The sequence below is a fragment of the Sodalis sp. C49 genome (assembly GCF_046352915.1).
Classification (GTDB): Bacteria; Pseudomonadota; Gammaproteobacteria; order Enterobacterales; family Enterobacteriaceae; genus Acerihabitans.
This window is the reverse complement of record NZ_CP163303.1, coordinates 3,524,766-3,541,260: the sequence shown is the minus strand read 5'-3', so window position 1 is coordinate 3,541,260 and position 16,495 is coordinate 3,524,766. Positions and strand designations below refer to the sequence as shown.

The 16,495-nt window shown below is 54.9% G+C and carries 14 protein-coding genes; 8 read left to right on the top strand and 6 right to left on the bottom strand.

The window, feature by feature from the left end; translation table 11 throughout:
* Positions 1-152 precede the first annotated feature (152 nt).
* Together ABUK12_RS15930 and fhuE are read left to right on the top strand one after the other, a co-directional pair.
* Positions 153-1,136 carry a LysR family transcriptional regulator gene (locus tag ABUK12_RS15930; protein WP_410012771.1) on the top strand — a complete coding sequence of 328 codons (984 nt, stop codon included), beginning with the start codon at positions 153-155 and terminating at the stop codon, positions 1,134-1,136.
* Positions 1,137-1,442: 306 nt separating this feature from the next.
* Positions 1,443-3,608: a ferric-rhodotorulic acid/ferric-coprogen receptor FhuE gene (gene fhuE / locus ABUK12_RS15925; protein ID WP_410012770.1), complete on the top strand. Its 2,166-nt coding sequence runs from the start codon at positions 1,443-1,445 to the stop codon at positions 3,606-3,608.
* Positions 3,609-3,684: 76 nt separating this feature from the next.
* On the opposite strand, the gene idnR is transcribed toward fhuE, so the two are convergent.
* The 5 genes from idnR to ABUK12_RS15900 all read right to left on the bottom strand — a co-directional run bounded on the left by idnR (position 3,685) and on the right by ABUK12_RS15900 (position 9,162).
* Entirely contained in the window at positions 3,685-4,677 is a 993-nt protein-coding gene (gene idnR / locus ABUK12_RS15920; RefSeq protein ID WP_410012769.1) for a DNA-binding transcriptional regulator IdnR, read from the bottom strand.
* A 145-nt stretch (positions 4,678-4,822) separates the two neighbouring features.
* Positions 4,823-6,142 (bottom strand): gluconate:H+ symporter, encoded by a 1,320-nt coding sequence (locus tag ABUK12_RS15915; protein WP_410012768.1) that lies wholly within the window; start codon positions 6,140-6,142, stop codon positions 4,823-4,825.
* 81 nt (positions 6,143-6,223) lie between these two features.
* Positions 6,224-6,988, bottom strand: coding sequence for a gluconate 5-dehydrogenase (gene idnO, locus ABUK12_RS15910; protein WP_410012767.1), 765 nt, complete (start codon positions 6,986-6,988; stop codon positions 6,224-6,226).
* Between the two features lie 15 nt (positions 6,989-7,003).
* On the bottom strand, positions 7,004-8,035 hold the full coding sequence (idnD, locus tag ABUK12_RS15905; protein WP_410012766.1) for an L-idonate 5-dehydrogenase: 1,032 nt from the start codon (positions 8,033-8,035) through the stop codon (positions 7,004-7,006).
* Positions 8,036-8,442: 407 nt separating this feature from the next.
* Positions 8,443-9,162 (bottom strand): sulfite exporter TauE/SafE family protein, encoded by a 720-nt coding sequence (locus ABUK12_RS15900; RefSeq protein WP_410016663.1) that lies wholly within the window; start codon positions 9,160-9,162, stop codon positions 8,443-8,445.
* A gap of 107 nt (positions 9,163-9,269) precedes the next feature.
* On the opposite strand from ABUK12_RS15900, the gene ABUK12_RS15895 reads away from it, so the two are divergent.
* Positions 9,270-10,187, top strand: coding sequence for a LysR substrate-binding domain-containing protein (locus ABUK12_RS15895; RefSeq protein WP_410012765.1), 918 nt, complete (start codon positions 9,270-9,272; stop codon positions 10,185-10,187).
* Here the strand turns inward: ABUK12_RS15895 and ABUK12_RS15890 are convergent.
* Positions 10,146-10,304 (bottom strand): AAA family ATPase, encoded by a 159-nt coding sequence (locus tag ABUK12_RS15890; RefSeq protein ID WP_410012764.1) that lies wholly within the window; start codon positions 10,302-10,304, stop codon positions 10,146-10,148. The genes ABUK12_RS15895 and ABUK12_RS15890 overlap by 42 nt on opposite strands.
* A gap of 1,323 nt (positions 10,305-11,627) precedes the next feature.
* Here ABUK12_RS15890 and ABUK12_RS15885 point away from each other — a divergent pair.
* Genes ABUK12_RS15885 through ABUK12_RS15865 form a run of 5 tightly spaced genes read left to right on the top strand, consistent with a single transcriptional unit; the run spans position 11,628 to position 16,388 of the window.
* Positions 11,628-13,097 (top strand): MFS transporter, encoded by a 1,470-nt coding sequence (locus tag ABUK12_RS15885; protein WP_410012763.1) that lies wholly within the window; start codon positions 11,628-11,630, stop codon positions 13,095-13,097.
* Positions 13,098-13,099: 2 nt separating this feature from the next.
* Positions 13,100-14,203 carry a mandelate racemase/muconate lactonizing enzyme family protein gene (locus ABUK12_RS15880; protein WP_410012762.1) on the top strand — a complete coding sequence of 368 codons (1,104 nt, stop codon included), beginning with the start codon at positions 13,100-13,102 and terminating at the stop codon, positions 14,201-14,203.
* Between the two features lie 28 nt (positions 14,204-14,231).
* Positions 14,232-15,059: an SDR family oxidoreductase gene (locus ABUK12_RS15875; RefSeq protein WP_410012761.1), complete on the top strand. Its 828-nt coding sequence runs from the start codon at positions 14,232-14,234 to the stop codon at positions 15,057-15,059.
* Positions 15,053-15,964: a dihydrodipicolinate synthase family protein gene (locus tag ABUK12_RS15870; protein WP_410012760.1), complete on the top strand. Its 912-nt coding sequence runs from the start codon at positions 15,053-15,055 to the stop codon at positions 15,962-15,964. The genes ABUK12_RS15875 and ABUK12_RS15870 overlap by 7 nt, the downstream gene beginning before the upstream one ends.
* Positions 15,954-16,388: a GlcG/HbpS family heme-binding protein gene (locus ABUK12_RS15865; RefSeq protein WP_410012759.1), complete on the top strand. Its 435-nt coding sequence runs from the start codon at positions 15,954-15,956 to the stop codon at positions 16,386-16,388. Before ABUK12_RS15870 ends, ABUK12_RS15865 begins: the two co-directional genes overlap by 11 nt.
* The last annotated feature ends 107 nt before the right edge of the window (positions 16,389-16,495 follow it).

Below are 16,495 nucleotides of genomic sequence, written 5' to 3'. Positions count from 1 at the left end.
ATGGCATGGATGTTGCAATCTTTGCTTTATCCGCGGTCGGTGATGAAGACCGGAAGAAAAGAGGACAAACATCCGCTGGCCATGGCGAAATGAGATAAAAGAGGCTGTTAAATTGATAATGGAGAACGAGGGCGTGGGGGTAAATAGTTATTATGGAAAGTCCACTTTCCAAATTTGGAAACACGTCGCCAGTCAAAAGTGATATTAATCAGCAGAACATTGGCGTTGCCGATTTAAAGCTTTTGCGGGTATTCAAAACGGTAGTTGAGGCCGGAGGATTTACCGCGGCCTGCAATGAATTAAATATCGGACTGGCGGCGATAAGTAAACAAATATCCGATCTTGAAATCCGTTTCGGCATGAAACTGTGCACCCGGGGACGTGAAGGGTTTTATCTTACCGAGCATGGCAAAGTGGCTTATCTGGCGTGCCTTGATTTGTTCTCATCGATAAATCAGTTCCGGGATACGTTAAACCATGCCCGCCATGAAATATTCGGTGAATTAAATATCGGCATTATCGATAATACCATCACCGACGCGCAGTCACCGGTGGTGGGGGCGCTAAGCGAGATACACCGCCAGGCGCCCAAGGTCAGCGTGCGTCTCCATGCCACCCAGCTTGAGGAAATCGAGCGCGGCGTTATCGACGGCCGTTTCACCTGTGGCATAATACCCGTCTACCAGGAAAAACCCGATTTTGATTATTTCTTCCTTTATCATGAAATAGCCTATCTTTGCTGTTCAAACCGGCATGAGCTGTTTTCTTTGGCGCCTAACGCATTAACCAATGAGCGTATTGCCAGCGCCAGTTTAATCAGGCATTTCTACACCAATCATGGCCATCAAAATCCCGGGCTTCATTTTTCCTCTTCCAACGCCGTGGCGGTACAGGTCGAAGCGGTTACCATGCTTATCCTTACCGGTAATTATGTCGGATTTTTGCCCGCACATTATATCAGCCGCTATGAGCGCGAAGGAAAAATCAAAGCGCTCAAACCGGAGAATATCTCGGTGACCACGCCGTTTAATCTGGTGGTAAAAAGAGGCGCGGCGTTAAATTCCGTGGTGAAGTTATTTCGTGATGCGCTTAAAAATGCCGCCATCGCCCCGGCGGATCATACCGGGGCAGAATAATGCACCGGCCCCGCGGCATTGCACCACCCCTGGGCAATCGCTTAAAAGATTTATCACCCACTTGGAAAATATCCCGCAGCGCCAGTCACCTTACCGATTCCGCCCGCCGAACTGACATTGGTTAAATTTATTTACATATGTAAAGCTAATGAGTAGTATTCTCATTATCTTCTTTGCGCGCCCTTCTATGCCAGACTCATCAGGCTGCGCGGGGGCGGGAAAGAATCATAAAAGTAGCGGTCAACTCATTGATTTAACAAAACAACGGTCTTGTGGAGAAAGAGAATGTCGGCAGTGCCAGGGGTAATGAAACGTAGCGCGGGGCAACGGGTAACTCATTCAGGCTGGACATGCTCTTTGTCCCTTATTGCCACGTTGATTTCATCCTTTGTCAATCCGGCATGGGCGGATGAGCCGGCCGGCGAAAAAGCGTCTTCTGATGAAACGATGGTGGTCAATGCCCAGGCAAGCGGCGCAACCGATGCCGCCCGGCAAGATTACAGTGTGCCGGTCACCCGCGCCGGAACAAAAATGCTGCTGGTGCCGCGTGATATTCCTCAGTCCGTCAGCATCATCAGCAAACAGCGCATGCAGGATCAAGACCTGCAAACCGTGGGCGAGGTACTGACCAATACCACGGGCATAACCGCCAATAATATCGACTCCGATCGTTCAACGTATTATTCCCGCGGTTTTTTCATCAACAATTTTCTTTATGATGATATTCCCACCACCCTGAGCGACGTTTGGAACTTCGGCGACGCCGGTTCGGATACCGCCATTTATGATCGTATCGAAGTGGTGCGCGGCGCAACGGGGCTCCTGACCGGATCGGGCAATCCCTCCGCCGCTATCAATATGGTGCGCAAACGTGCCGATAGCCGCGAATTCCAAGGCTCTGTTTCCGGCACTTACGGCACGTGGGATAAGCAACGGATGGTAGCCGATCTTTCCGCGCCGCTGACGGAATCAGGCAACGTGCGCGGCCGCGTTATTGCCGGCTACCAGGATAACGATACCTGGCTTGATCGCTATCATAACCGCAAAAAATTCATTTATGGCGTTATTGACGCCGACCTGACGGATTCCACCACGCTATCATTGGGTTATGATTATCAGGAAAGCGATACCAGCAATCCCACCTGGGGCGGGTTGCCGACCTGGTACAGCGACGGCAGCCGCACGCATTTTGACCGCAGTTTTAATCCGGCGCCGGACTGGAGCTACTCCAGCCATGAGTCGAAAAAAGTTTTTGCCGATCTGACCCAGCGCTTTGCCAACGGCTGGCAGCTGCGCGTCAACGGCACCCATGCCGAAACCGATTTCGACTCCAAGCTGATGTATGCCGACGGTTTCCCGGATAAGGACACCGGCGAGGGCGTTTCCGCCTACGGCGGCTGGAATAAAGGCAAACGTAAGCTGGATTCCGTCGATACCTACGCCACGGGACCCTTTGAGCTGCTGGGCCGACAGCATGAGCTGGTGGCCGGCGCCAGCTACAGCAAACAAAATAATCATTTTTTTAACTCCCAGGCCACCATCACCGAGTCCGATATCGGCAATTATAACAACTGGAACGGCCATATCGCCGATGCGGACTGGAGTCCATGGGTTGATTATTCCAACGACACCATCCGGCAAAAATCGGTCTATACCGCGGCCCGTTTTTCGCTGGCCGATCCGCTGCACCTGATCGTCGGCGCGCGCTACACCGACTGGCGCGCCAATGGTTCGACCGCCACCAGCGATAAAGACGACGTCACGCCCTACGCCGGCCTGATTTATGATATCAACGACACCTGGTCCGCTTATACCAGCTATACCGCTATCTTCCAGCCGCAGACCTACCGGGACGCCAGTAAAAACTATCTGGACCCGACGACGGGTAAAAACTATGAAGCCGGCCTGAAAGGCGACTGGTACAACAGCCGCCTGACCGCGTCTTTGGCGATTTTCCGTATCGAGCAGGATAATGTGGCGCAAAGCGAAGGCACCTATATTCCCGGTACGACGGAAATGGCCTATCGCGGCGTCGACGGCACCGTCAGCAAAGGCGTCGAGTTCGAACTTAACGGCGCGGTAACCGACAACTGGCAAGTCACTTTTGGCGGCGCGCGTTATGTGGCCGACGATCAGGACGGCAACGCCATCAACGCCGAACTGCCGCGCACCTCGCTGAAATTGTTTACCCGTTATCAACTGCCGATGCTGCGCGATCTGGCGGTGGGCGGTGGCGTAAACTGGCAGAACCATACCTGGCAGGATGCCGCCGGCCCGCAGGGTACCATGCGCGCCGACCAGGGCAGCTACGCGCTGGTCAGCCTGTTCAGCCGCTACCAGGTTACCCGCCAGCTTTCGGTGCAGGCCAATATCAACAACCTGTTCGACAAAGAGTACTATGACTACCTCGGTCCTTACGCGGTATATGGCGCGCCGCGCAATATGTCGGTAACGGTGGGTTACACCTTCTGATCATAGACAGGGCGGGAGATATCCCGCCTTGTCTTCTGGCATCCATACCCGTTAACCCGCGGTTTTAACTGCGGCGTCAAATCGTACCTCCTTTAAAAATCTGATAGCCTAAGTCAATAGAGTAATTGACATCTTCATGGCGGATTTTTTTCAGCACCATTTCCGCCGCGCATTTTCCCATGCCGATACGCGGGGTAATAACGCTTGCCAGGCGGGGGGTAATGGCCCGGCCGATATCCAGCCCATGGAAACCGGCGATGGCGATATCGCCGGGGACGGGGATATTTTGCCGCAGGCATTCCAGCAGCGCGCCCACGGCGATGTCGTCATTGGTGCAAAACAGACCGTCCAGATCGGGGAAGCGTTTTAGCGCCTGGTTAAAGATATCGGCGCCGAGGGAAAACGAGGAGATTTCATTGGCGGTGAGCATCAGCGGGGTTAAATCGTAAGACTTCATCGCCTGGGCATACCCCTGGTAGCGCTGGCGGTCGCGTAAATCATCCCGCGAACCAAGATAGACAACCCGGCGTTTGCCGCTGGCCAGCATGGTCGACATCATATCGAAAGCCGCTTCCTGGTTATCATAGCCCACCTGGATATCCATAAATTCCTCACGGGTATCCATCACTTCAACAACGGGGATTTTAGCGGCCAGCAGGCTTTTTATACTGCGCAGGGTATGTTCTTTTTCCATCAAAATAATGCCGTCGATGCTGTAGGAAAGCAGATTAACAATCTGCTGCTCTTCCGTTTCCTTGCTGTAATTATAATTGGCGATTAATGTCTGGTAATTATTAACCGAGGTTACGGACTCGATACCGGCCAGCACGTCGGAAAATACCTGATTATTAAACGACGGCACCAGGATGCCGATGGAGTGGCTGATGGAATTCAGCATCATCTCCGGCGCCCTGTTTGGAATATAATTCAACTCTTCGATAATACCGGCTATTTTGGTCCCGGTCGCCTTGGCAACTTTTTCCGGCGTGCGCAGATAACGGCTGACCGTGGTTTTGGTGACGCCGGCAAAGGTGGCGATGTCTTGCATGCTGACCCGGTATTTTTTCATTCCACCCTCTCTGATGATCCCGGTCCTGTTGCCATGGCCGGCAGACCGGGGATAGCCTTTCGCGCGACGTTCCAGGCGTTCTGTCGGACTGGGCGCGTCTGGTGCATATCCCCGGCCTCCCTATCAATTATTTTCAGTGCGCCAACTAATGGATAATCATATTGAGCAATAGTACACCGGCTAATCCGATAAACGAGATCAGTGTTTCCATGACCGTCCAGGTTTTTAAGGTTTCAGCCACGCTCAGGTTAAAATAACCCTTAAACAGCCAAAAGCCCGGGTCGTTGACATGGGATGCGATCACGCTGCCCGCGCCGGTCGCCAGCACCATAAGCGCCGGATCGGCATGGGTGACGGCGATAATCGGTAAAACAATGCCCGAGGTGGTGATCGCCGCCACGGTGGCCGACCCCAGCGCGATGCGCAATAACGCCGCGACGCACCAGCACATGACAAGCGGCGACAGCGACGTGCCGCGCATGATATTGGCGATAAAATCACCGACGCCGCTGTCCACCAATACCTGTTTGAAGGCGCCGCCGCCGGCGATAATAAAGATGATCATGGCGATGGCGGCAATGGAATCACCCAGGATATCCATCACCTGGCCGATCTGGCGCCCGCTGCGCAGGCCGAGAGTAAAAATACCCAGCACGATGGCGGCAAACAGCGCCACGGCGGGATTACCGATAAATTCCAGCAACAGACGCACGCCGTCGTCTTTCGCCATGGTCATGTCGGCGATGGCGGCCAATGCCATCAGAATGACCGGGATAATGGCCACGGTCACGCTGACGGCAAAACCGGGCATTTCCTGTTCGGTAAAAATTTTCGGGTTGAATAATCCCGCCGGCGGTTCTTTTTCAAATTTTTTCAGCAGTTTGGAAAAAAGGGGGCCGGCGATAATGACGGTCGGAATAGCGATGATCAGGCCATAAATCAGCGTGGTGCCCAGGTTGGCGTTAAAAATGATGGCGATAGCGGTAGGGCCGGGATGCGGCGGCAAAAAGCAATGGGTCACCGACAGGGCGGCGACCATCGGAATGCCCACATACAGCAAAGGCAGCCCCGAGGCGGCCACAATGGTAAATACCAACGGCAACAAGAGGACGAAACCGACTTCATAGAACATCGCCAGGCCGACCACCAGCCCGGTTATCACCAGCGCCCACTGGATGCGTTGTTTGCCAAAAAACTGTATCAGCGTCGTGGCGATGCGCTGGGCGGCGCCGGTATCGGAGATCAGGCGTCCGAGCATGGCGCCGAATCCCAGGATCATCGCCAAACCACCCAAGGTGCCGCCAATACCGTTTTGAATCGAGTGCATGACCGCCAGCGGTTTCATGCCCTCGGCGATACCCACCACCGCCGCCACAAACACCAGGGCGATAAAACCATTGACTTTAAATTTGATCATCAATATCAGGAGTAATATTACCCCTAATGCAATAATTATAATCGGCATATACAATCCCCATGCTAATGACGAAAAGTCGCCCGCGGGCGGCTCCCGTCATTTATTTATTATTCGTTATTTTTTTTACTTTCAGACTGCCGCTAACATACCGCCGTCAACAAAGATCAGGTGACCGTTGACAAAATCAGAGGCTTTCGCCGCCAGGAATACCGCGGCGCCGATGAGTTCCTGCGGGTCTCCCCAGCGGGCGGCCGGGGTGCGTTTGGTCAGCCAGGCGGTGAATTCCTGGTTATCGACCAGGGCTTTGGTCATTTCGGTATTAAAATAGCCGGGGGCGATGCCGTTAACCTGAATATTATAACGGGCCAGTTCCACACACATGCCGCGGGTCAGCATTTTAACCGCGCCCTTTGACGCCGCATAGGGGGTAATGGTGTCACGGCCGAGTTCGCTTTGCATGGAGCAAATATTGATGATTTTACCCCGGTTGCGTTTGATCATGTTACGGGCAACCGCTTGTGAAACCAAAAATACCGCCGTTTGATTTACCGCGATAATATCGTTCCAGTCTTTCTCAGGAAATTCGGTAAACGGATGGCGTCGCTGGATGCCGGCATTGTTAATCAAAATATCAATAGGGCCGATATCGGACTCAATTTGCTCAATAGCGCTATTAACGGCCTGGCTTTTCGTCACATCAAATGCGACGGAATAAGCGGTATACCCCTGGTCCCGTAACTGCTGCGCCGCTTTTTCCGCGCGGGCGGCGGTAATATCATTGATGATGATTTCCGCACCCGATTGCGCCAGTCCGTTGGCCAATAAAAAACCAATGCCTTGGGCGGAGCCGGTAATCAGCGCTTTTTTATTTTTTAATGAAAAAATATCGTTCATTTTGGATCCTTATTTTCAAAAAACCAACTGTACTTTTGACGCTAACGATTTGTCCGCCGCGAAGATCAACGCCTGTTCAAGTTCGGCCTGCGGATATTCACCGGATAACAACGGCAGCGGGTCAATGGTGCCGTTGCCCAGCCAGGCCACGGCGGTATTAAATTCGGTGGTGAAACGGAAACTCCCCACCAGCCTGATTTCCTTGGCTATGACCATCATCATGGGGAACTCCGGCGTCACGCCGCCCATGCCGACCTGGACTAAGGTACCCCTGGCCCGGGTTAATTCCAGGCAGCGCGTAATGGACTGGGGATGGCCCGAGGCTTCGAACGCGATATCGAAGTAGCCTTTTTGATCGGCATACGCGGAGAAATCACCGGCCGCCGCATGCAGGGTTTTGGTGGCGCCCATTTGGGCGGCGATATCCAGGCAACGCTGGCTCAGGTCGGCGCAGATGATTTCCCGCGCGCCCGAGGCCTGGGCGGCCGCCACCAGCAAGCTGCCGATAGGCCCGACGCCGGAGACAAAAACGGTTTTACCCTTAACGTCCCCGGCCTGATTCACGGCGTGAATGGCCACCGCCAGCGGTTCGGCAAAAGCCATAACGCGTTCATCGAGGGCATTGTCAAAGGGGATGCATTGTTCCGTATCCACGACTTTAAATTGCGTGAATCCGCCATCCACATGCGGGAAATACATGGCGCTGCCGAAAAAGCGCATATTAATACATTGATTTTCCTCACCGGACAGGCAATATTTACACTGTTTACAGGGCTTGCTGGGGTTAATGGCCACGCTCTGGTTAACGGATAACCCCGGGGCATCGCTTTTTACCACATGGCCGATAACTTCGTGCCCCAGAATCATGGGCTGGCGCACTTTGAAATTTCCGACCGCACCCTCCTGGTAATAATGCAGATCGGATCCGCAAATCCCGCCGCGGGATATTTTAACCAAGGTCCCCTGGCCGGAATATTCTACGTTTTGCGCCACCACGGCAACGGCTTTTTTTCCGGTAACCACGCAAGACTGGGTATCAACGTTCATTTTTATTTCCTCAACGGTAATGTCGTTGAGGTGCAGTTAAACGGCTATGGATGTGCAAAACTGTGATGGATGTCACTTAAAAATGATGTAACGAAAATGATGTAACGCATAACGTGATTGACTTAATAAAAAGCAACCTCCGTTCAAAATGAACAAGAAATAATGTGAATAACCCGGTATGGTAAATTGGCCGCTAAATAGATGCTAATTATGTTATTAGGTATTTGCTATCCCTCATTATTACGGATCGCGAGAGTACGCCTCTGATAAACAGGCGATAGTTACCGCCGCCGCCTGTCCAGGCATTGTCGGTTGCCGGTGCTGGCTTTATGTATGCTTGGCCATTGGGTTCTATTTTTTATTTTTATGGATTTTATAGCGCGTTATATTCCGCAGGGAATCATTTATCAATTAAGCGCGTCCCAAATCATTGAGGCGCCCGCCACCAGCATCATGGCGTCAATCAGGCGGTTAAAGGTTTTTTCAGCCATTTTCACCAAGAATATTTTACCGATGTACATGCCGGCAACCAGCGTACCGCCTACCATCAGGCCACTGATAACGACGGACCGCGGCAGGGCGCCGATGGCCCCGAACGCCGATGCCTTGGCAAGGTAGATAGCAAAGGAGGCGGCCGCTTCCGTCGACAGCAGCGCGCCTTTTGTCAGCCCATACCCGGCAAAAAGGGGGATGGTCAGCGGGCCCGTGGAGAAAACCACCCCGGTGAGGTAACCGACCAGTGCGCCCGCCAGCGCCAGTTGCATGGGGTTGAGCGTTATTGCCCGGGCATTGGCCCAGTGGCGCGCCGGGATCAGCAGGAAGAAAAACAGGCCGATGCAGAAGTTGGAGAGGGGCGCAGGCATCAGCCACAGCGTATTGGCGCCCAGGACGGCGGCGGGGATACCCGGCAGGGAATACCACAGAAAGGCCCTGATATTGATGTCCCTGCGCCACATAAGCACACGCGAAACATTACCCATAATGGCGGCGATGGCCATGATGGGAACCGCGGCCTTGGGACCAAAGGTATACGCCAGCGCCGGCAACAGCATGATGGAAGCGCCGGTACCCACCATGCCGCTGATGATGCCGGCCGCTATTCCAATAATGACAATGATCAGATACATCACGCCGGCACGTCCTTTTTCAGGGGGTAGTAACCATGATGATAGCGATCAGAAATGGAATGGCTCGTGATAAAATATCACGCAATAGTGATAAAAAAGGACTGGTTATGCATTCACTCCCACCCCTGGCGGCATTACGGGCATTTTTGGTTGCATGCCATGCCGGCAGCTATACCGCCGCCGCCAAAGAATTATGTATTACCCATGGGGCGGTCAGCCGCCATATGCAGGTGGTTGAAAAATGGTTCGGCGTTAATTTATTCAGCCGGGAAGGCCAGCGACGCGTGCCGACGCCTTACGCCCTGACGCTGGCCCGGGAGCTGGGGAGCGCGTTTGATAACCTGTCCGACATCGCCCTGCGCTACGGCAACGGTGGACGTAATAATGTCTTTAATGTCAGCGTGCCGACCACACTGTGCCTGAAATGGCTGCTGCCCCGCCTCGATGATTTTTATACGCGCTTTCCCCAGGCAAATTTGCAGATTTCCACGGCCAATACCGAGCAATTGCACATTATCGGGCACTATGACCTGTTGATCCGGCGTGATATTAGCGTAGCGGAGTATTCCGCGATCGCGTTTTTGCAAGACCAGCATTGCCTGATGGCCTCCCCCGCGCTGCTTAAGCGTTATCCGCTCCGCCTGCCTGAGGACGTCCTCGCCTGTCCCCGCATTGAAACCCTGACAAGGCCTGGACAGTGGAATCTGTGGCTGGCGGCGGCCGGCCTGCGAAAAACACCCGCGAGCTTATTTCGCCGTTACGACCATTTCCACGTTTCCCTGCAGGCGATGCTGGAAGGGATCGGGGTGGGATTGGGGCCGGTCAACACGCTGTCGGCGGAGATAATGCATGGCCGTCTTGTCCCGCTGTTTCCGCAATTTACCGTTGCCCCCTGTCAATACCAGGCCTTAACGCCGGTGAGCGTGCAAAAAACCGTATTGCACCAAGCGTTTGAGCAGTGGCTGGTGGTGCAGGGGAAAGCGCTAAATGCCGATGGCGATAACGACGTAAACACAACAGTCTGAGCGAATGCCGTGCCGGCCGGGTTCTTCGACAACGGTATAGCCGCGTCGCTTCAGCTCGGCGAGTAACGTGGATTTCCCACCACCGGAACAGCCGGAAATAACGATAAGTCGATTCATGTTTTTCTGTGCCTGCTGGATATGAATGCCACGATAGAATTATGCCAGGTTTGAACGTTGAGCCACCATGGGTAAAGGCCATCCTGGCCTGTTAACGTCTTTGATGATCCCCGCTATTGATGACCGGTATGGGCTTAGAAAGAGACGCGCGCGGGGGAAGGCTTGCCCACCCGCGGTCAGAAAGCATGGCATCGCCTTAACGGCCGGGATCCCCTTGCTTAAATTATCGGCACCCAGTCAATAGATGAGGGTATTGGAGCAAAAATGGATCCGGCAAGGTGTAAAAATCGCCGGGCCCGAAAGCCCGGCCAGCAACATTAGCCTACCAATGCAACCCGCCCATAGCTCACAGAACCAAAGCTTGAATGAGACTGTATAGTGGCAGAACGAATCTTAATGGTTCCCTAACTGTTCCTAATCTTGCCAAATCAGCGTAGTGAGGCCATGGGACAACGTCTCGCCCGGCATAGCGCGTTTGTCGCCGGCGCGCCTGCAAAAGCGGATTGAGGATCATTCGCCCCAATACAACGTGCACTTCACTTCCCTCAATGCGATCTCCTCACCCACCCTTATCCAGCCGCAATTCCGGGGCGGCCGCCAGGCATCCGAATCCCGCGCAGATATTTCGGCCGCCTTTGCGGGTGGCGGAAAACGTGAATATTTTTAATGACATAAAGCTACCCAGGCTAAAATATTTATTAATTATTTTTCAGTTTCTTAATCAAATTGTCGTGAACATTATCACAAATCTTACAGGGCATTATTGCCGGGGTAAAAATCTTCGGTAAAAATGCTAACTCGAATTAGCAAGAATATCTTTACCTGAAAAAACGTGCCGGCGGCAAAGCCTGTGCTCATTTTATACAGGCAAGCATGTTAACGCATTGTTTTGAAAATGCTTAATGATGTAACGGGACGGGTGAGGTTTCGTCTTCACCCGGCGGCGATGGCGGCGGACCCGTATTGACGGCCCATGGGGCGGGTTGTGAGGCAGAGCCGCCGGTGGGCGGATAACGCGCAATGCCGCGCCTGTGAGCTTAAGCATTGTTTCCCCTGTATTTTTTTGTCGTCAAAGCTAACTCGAAGCAGCCTGTTAAATGTCATTGGATACACGTCATGGCATTTGGCGCCCGGGCGCTGACGCAATATAGACGGGTCTTTATCGCCGGCGATGCGGTGAAACCTAGCAACGCGTGACCCTGTTGCCGGCCGCTGCGTCTGGCGCGGCCAACAGGAAGCGCCGGCATCAACGAAGGATGAGTAGGACAGACAGAACGGCGAAATACTCGTGTACCTCAATAAGCAAGGTAAATGGGAGTATATATGCACCAGAATATGAATATCGACAAGCTGATCCTGATGGCCAAGAAACGGCTGGATTTGCAGGAGGCTCCCGGATCCACCAAAGCAGGATGGCTGATGATCACCGCCCTGCTTATCGAGTCATGGGATATCTATTCGATGGCGTTTATTATCTACGCTCTCAAAGATATCTATCATCCGAGCAGCTGGCTGCTGGGATTCACCGCCGCCGGCACCCAGTTCGGCGCCATTATCGGCGCCATGTTGGGCGGCTGGCTAACGGACAAGGTGGGCAGGCGTAAAATCTTCCTCGGCTCAATGCTGATGTTTGCGCTGTTCGCCATACTGCAGGGGCTGGCGCCGAATATCTACTGGCTGGCGATTATCCGCTGCTTCGCCGGCATTCCGGTGGGCGCCGATGTCGCCAACGGCTTCACCTACATCATGGAGGTGATGCCGAAAGGCAAACGGGAGGTGATGGCCAACCGATGGCAGTTTATGTTCGCCCTCGGCATCCTCGCGGCGATTTCCCTGGTCACTCTGTTGGTCGCCCTTGGCGTGCATAGCGATCATGTTTGGCGCATCGTCCTGGCGGTACCCGCCATCCCCGCCTTTATACTGCTGATGCTGCGCCGTGAACTGCCCGAAACCCCCGCCTGGTTTGTGGAACGGGGCCGGTTTGTCGACGCCCGCAAGGCAGCGCGCCAGTACTATGGCGATCGCGATGGACAACTGCTGGACGATCTGCTGCCTGAACACGATGTCACTATCCAACAGCCGAGCATGGGCGAAGCGCTAAAAGATTTGTTCAGTCGCAAATTTTCGCGCCGCACCACGCTGTTCGGCTGGATTTCCTGCGCGGTCCAGTCGTTTGAAAACTACGCTTTTTCCTTTTACCTGCCCCTGATCCTGGTGACCATCGGCATTTCCGGCCAGATCCAGAACAACCTGGCGCTGCTGGCGGTGAACTGCGTGGCGGCGCTTTCGGCCTTTGTCGGACCGCTGTTGCTCAAACGGCTGGGACATCGCGGCTTAAGCCAGCTCGGCTTCCTGCTGGTGACTTTCGGCATATTGTTAGCCGCCTACGGTGTATTCAAACTGAATTATCTGATGATCACCGGCGGCGCCGCCCTGATGCTGTGGGGCCATTACTGGGATTCGGAAAGCGGCATGACCGTGGTATCGCTGGTGGCCAAACCGAAATACCGCGGCGTGGCATCCGGCATCGGCTATACCATCGTAAAAATCACCGCGTTCCTGACCACCCTGGTCTTCCCGCCGCTGTTTGACACCCTGGGCGTGCCGCTGGCCTCATCGCTTATCGCCATCGCGCCGTTCCTGGCTTTTCTGGCCGCGACATTCCTGCTGCCCGAAGTCTTCGGCCATGTCGCCGGCGACAATGAATATGAAAATGATGTGCAAGACACTTCCCACGGGATGTCGGGATTCACGCATCCGGAATTGTTGAACGGACTAAAGAAAGAGGACTGATCATGACTATCACCAAAATGCCGGTAATTGAAAATATCGAACTGATGACGGCGCGCGTACCGCTGCCGGAAGGACCCTGGGGCGACCAGATCCACCACGTCACCGATATTGAGGTGGCAATCGTCGATGTGCATGGCTCCAACGGACTGGTGGGCACCGGCTTCAGCCACACTTCCGGCTGGTGCGGCGCCACCATTTCGGCCTTGATCAAGGAAATCATCCCGGATGTTATCGGACAGCGCTTGTCGCCGCGCGCGCTCTGGGATCGCAGTTACAAATATATTCACGATGTCGGCGGCGCCGGCGTCACCACCCATGCGCTTTCCGCCCTGGATATCGCCTACTGGGATTTGCTGGGCAAAACGCTGAATGTGCCTCTCATCGACTTGCTCGGACGGGTGCGCGATCGCGTGCCGTTGTATGGCAGCGGCATCAACCTGCACATGTCGGTGGAGGAGGTGATCGAACAGGTGCGCCGCTGGAAATCGAAGGGGTACCTCGCGGCCAAGGTCAAGGTGGGTAAACCCGACCTGGAAGAGGATGTCGAGCGCTTAATCAAAATCCAGGAAGCCGTGCCGGGATTCCCTCTGGCGGTGGATGCCAATCAGGGATGGAATTTCCCCCAGGCCCTGCGGGCATTCAAGCTGTTTGATCCGTTGAACCTGCTGTGGATTGAGGAGCCGCTGCCGTCGGACAATATCGCCGGCCATAAACAGCTGCGCGAGAGGACCAGCACGCCGATTGCCCTGGGCGAGAATGTCTATAATCTCAGCCAGTTCAGCCAATATATCGACAACGGTTCCGTGGATTTTGTCCAGGCCGACCTGGGGCGCGTCGGCGGTATCACCGGATACCTGGATGTCGCGACGGTCGCCCGCGCGCATAACCTGCCGATGACGCCGCATTTCGTCCTGGAACTGAGCGCCAGCCTGCTGGCCGCGGTGCCCAATGTGTCCTATGCGGAAGTCACCGACGGCGGACGCTGGAAAGATCTGCGCATCGTATTATCCGCCGGCGAGGAGGTGGACGGGTACTACGTTCCCAGCGAGCGGGCCGGTCACGGCATCATTTTGGACAGAGACTATTTGCATGCCCACAAAATATAACGTCATCACTCGATAGCAGGAGATGCATATGGAAGATACCTTATTTTCCGTCAAAGATAAGATTATCGTCGTGACCGGCGGCCTGGGGCAACTGGGCGCCCAATATGTCAAGGAGCTGCATAAACGGCAGGCCAGGGTGGCGGTTTTCGCGCAGAACATCGCTGAAGAACGGCTGCTGAAGGTGTTCGGCGAGCAGCGGGAATCCCCGCGCCTGGCGTTTTATCAGGTTGATATCACCGACAGCGGCAGTATCAATCGTGCGCTGGATGATATCGAGCGGCAATGGGGCGTACCAGACGGGCTGGTGAATAATGCCGGCATCGATACCCAGCCCAGCGCGCCGCCGGAGGTCTCCGGCCCCTTTGAGCAGTTCCCCGTGGACGTCTTCCGTAAAGTGGTGGAGGTCAACCTGGTGGGCACATTTCTGGCGACCCAGCAGGTAGGCGCCAGGATGAAAGCGGCGGGGAAAAAGGGATCCATCATCAATGTCGGATCGATCTACGGCGTGGTATCGCCGGTGCAGGATATCTACAGCTACAAAAAAGAGGATACCGGCGTGCCCTTCATCAAGCCGGTCGCCTATTCCGCGGCCAAATCGGGACTGTACAATTTTACCCGTTATTGCGCCACCTACTGGGGCCGGGACGGTATCCGGGTCAATACGCTGACCATCTCCGGCGTGGCGCGGCCGGATCAGGATCCGCGGTTCCAGAAAAATTATATCGCCCGCATGCCCATCGGCCGCATGGCCAATGAAGATGAATATAACGGCACTATCGTGTTTCTCCTTTCCGACGCGTCAGTGTATATGACCGGCGCCAATGTGGTGGTGGACGGAGGATGGACGGCATGGTAAAGCGCGGCGGGTGGGATAAATACCGGGGGGTCATTTCAGCGCTGGTCACACCGATGCATGAGGATGAATCCGTCAATTACGATGCGCTGGCAAAGGTGGTGGAACATCAGCTCGAGCGCGGCGTGGAAGGATTTTACTGCTGCGGATCTTCCGGGGAGGGCCCGCTCCTGGGCATGGAGGAACGGGCACAGCTGCTGCGCGTCCTGGCGGCGCAGGTGAAAGGCCGGGTGCCGGTGATCTCCCATGTCGGTACGGTGAGGACCGCTGACGCGGTCTCTCTGGCCCGGCAGGCGGAACAGGATGGCGCCGACGCGGTATCGCTGGTGCCCCCTTATTATTACAAATTCTCCAAAAAAGAGATCATCGCGTATTACCGGCGGGTGCTTGCGGCCATATCGCTGCCGGTGATTGTCTATAATATCCCGCAATTCACTTCGGTTGAACTTGACGAGGAAACCGCCGACGCGTTATTAACCGATGAACAGGTGCTGGGAGTGAAGCATACCTCGCACAACCTCTATTCCCTGGAGCGCATGGCGGCAAAATATCCCGGCAAGGTTTTTTTCAACGGCTTTGATGAGATCTACCTGTCGGCGCTATCGGCCGGCGCGACCGCCACCATCGGCACCACGGTCAATCTGCAGCCAGAGCGATTTTTGGCCATTCGCGACTTATTCCGGCGGGGCGAGCTCAACCGGGCGCGGGAAATCCAGCTGCAGATTAACAATGCCGTCGAATTTATGGTGGCTCGGGGGATCTTTCAGTCGGCGAAGTATATGACGGGCCTTGGCCTGGAGGACCTCGGGCCGGTGCGGGAGCCGTTCGTTCCCTTGACGGACCGGCAAAAACACGAGCTGGGCGTGCTCAATGACACTATCCGGGAGGGTATCGCGCATGGCCAATGAACCTGCCGGCCTTGCCGCGCGTTATATCCTGCAGGATAAGGTGGCTATCGGTAAAGTCGCCGAAATCATCGCCTCGGCTTCGCTGGATCCCGCCACCACTGGGCTGGCGGTGGCCGTGGTGGGCGTTCACGGCGAATTGGCGGCCTTTGGCGCCCATCACTCCTGTCCGCCTTTGCCGCGGCTGTTGGCGCAACGTAAAGCCTATACTGCGCTGATGCTCAGGCGCAGTACCCGTCTGGTGTCGGAGGAGGTGAAAAACGGTTCCCTGGATATGCGCATGCTCAATGACGCCGCCTTACTGCCGATGCCCGGCGGCGTGCCGATCGTGATAAACGGCGCCCTGGTGGGCGCAATCGGCATAAGCGGCTTGCCGGCGGAAAAGGATATCGCGCTGGCGGACCACTGGGCGCGGCAGTTCGGTTGATACGGCGGGGATGTCAAGACAGCACGCAAGGCTATGTACCTGACCCAGCAAGACATCGCGCTCAAAACCGGGATAATAAAGCAGCACGTTTCCACCAGCGTTACGGT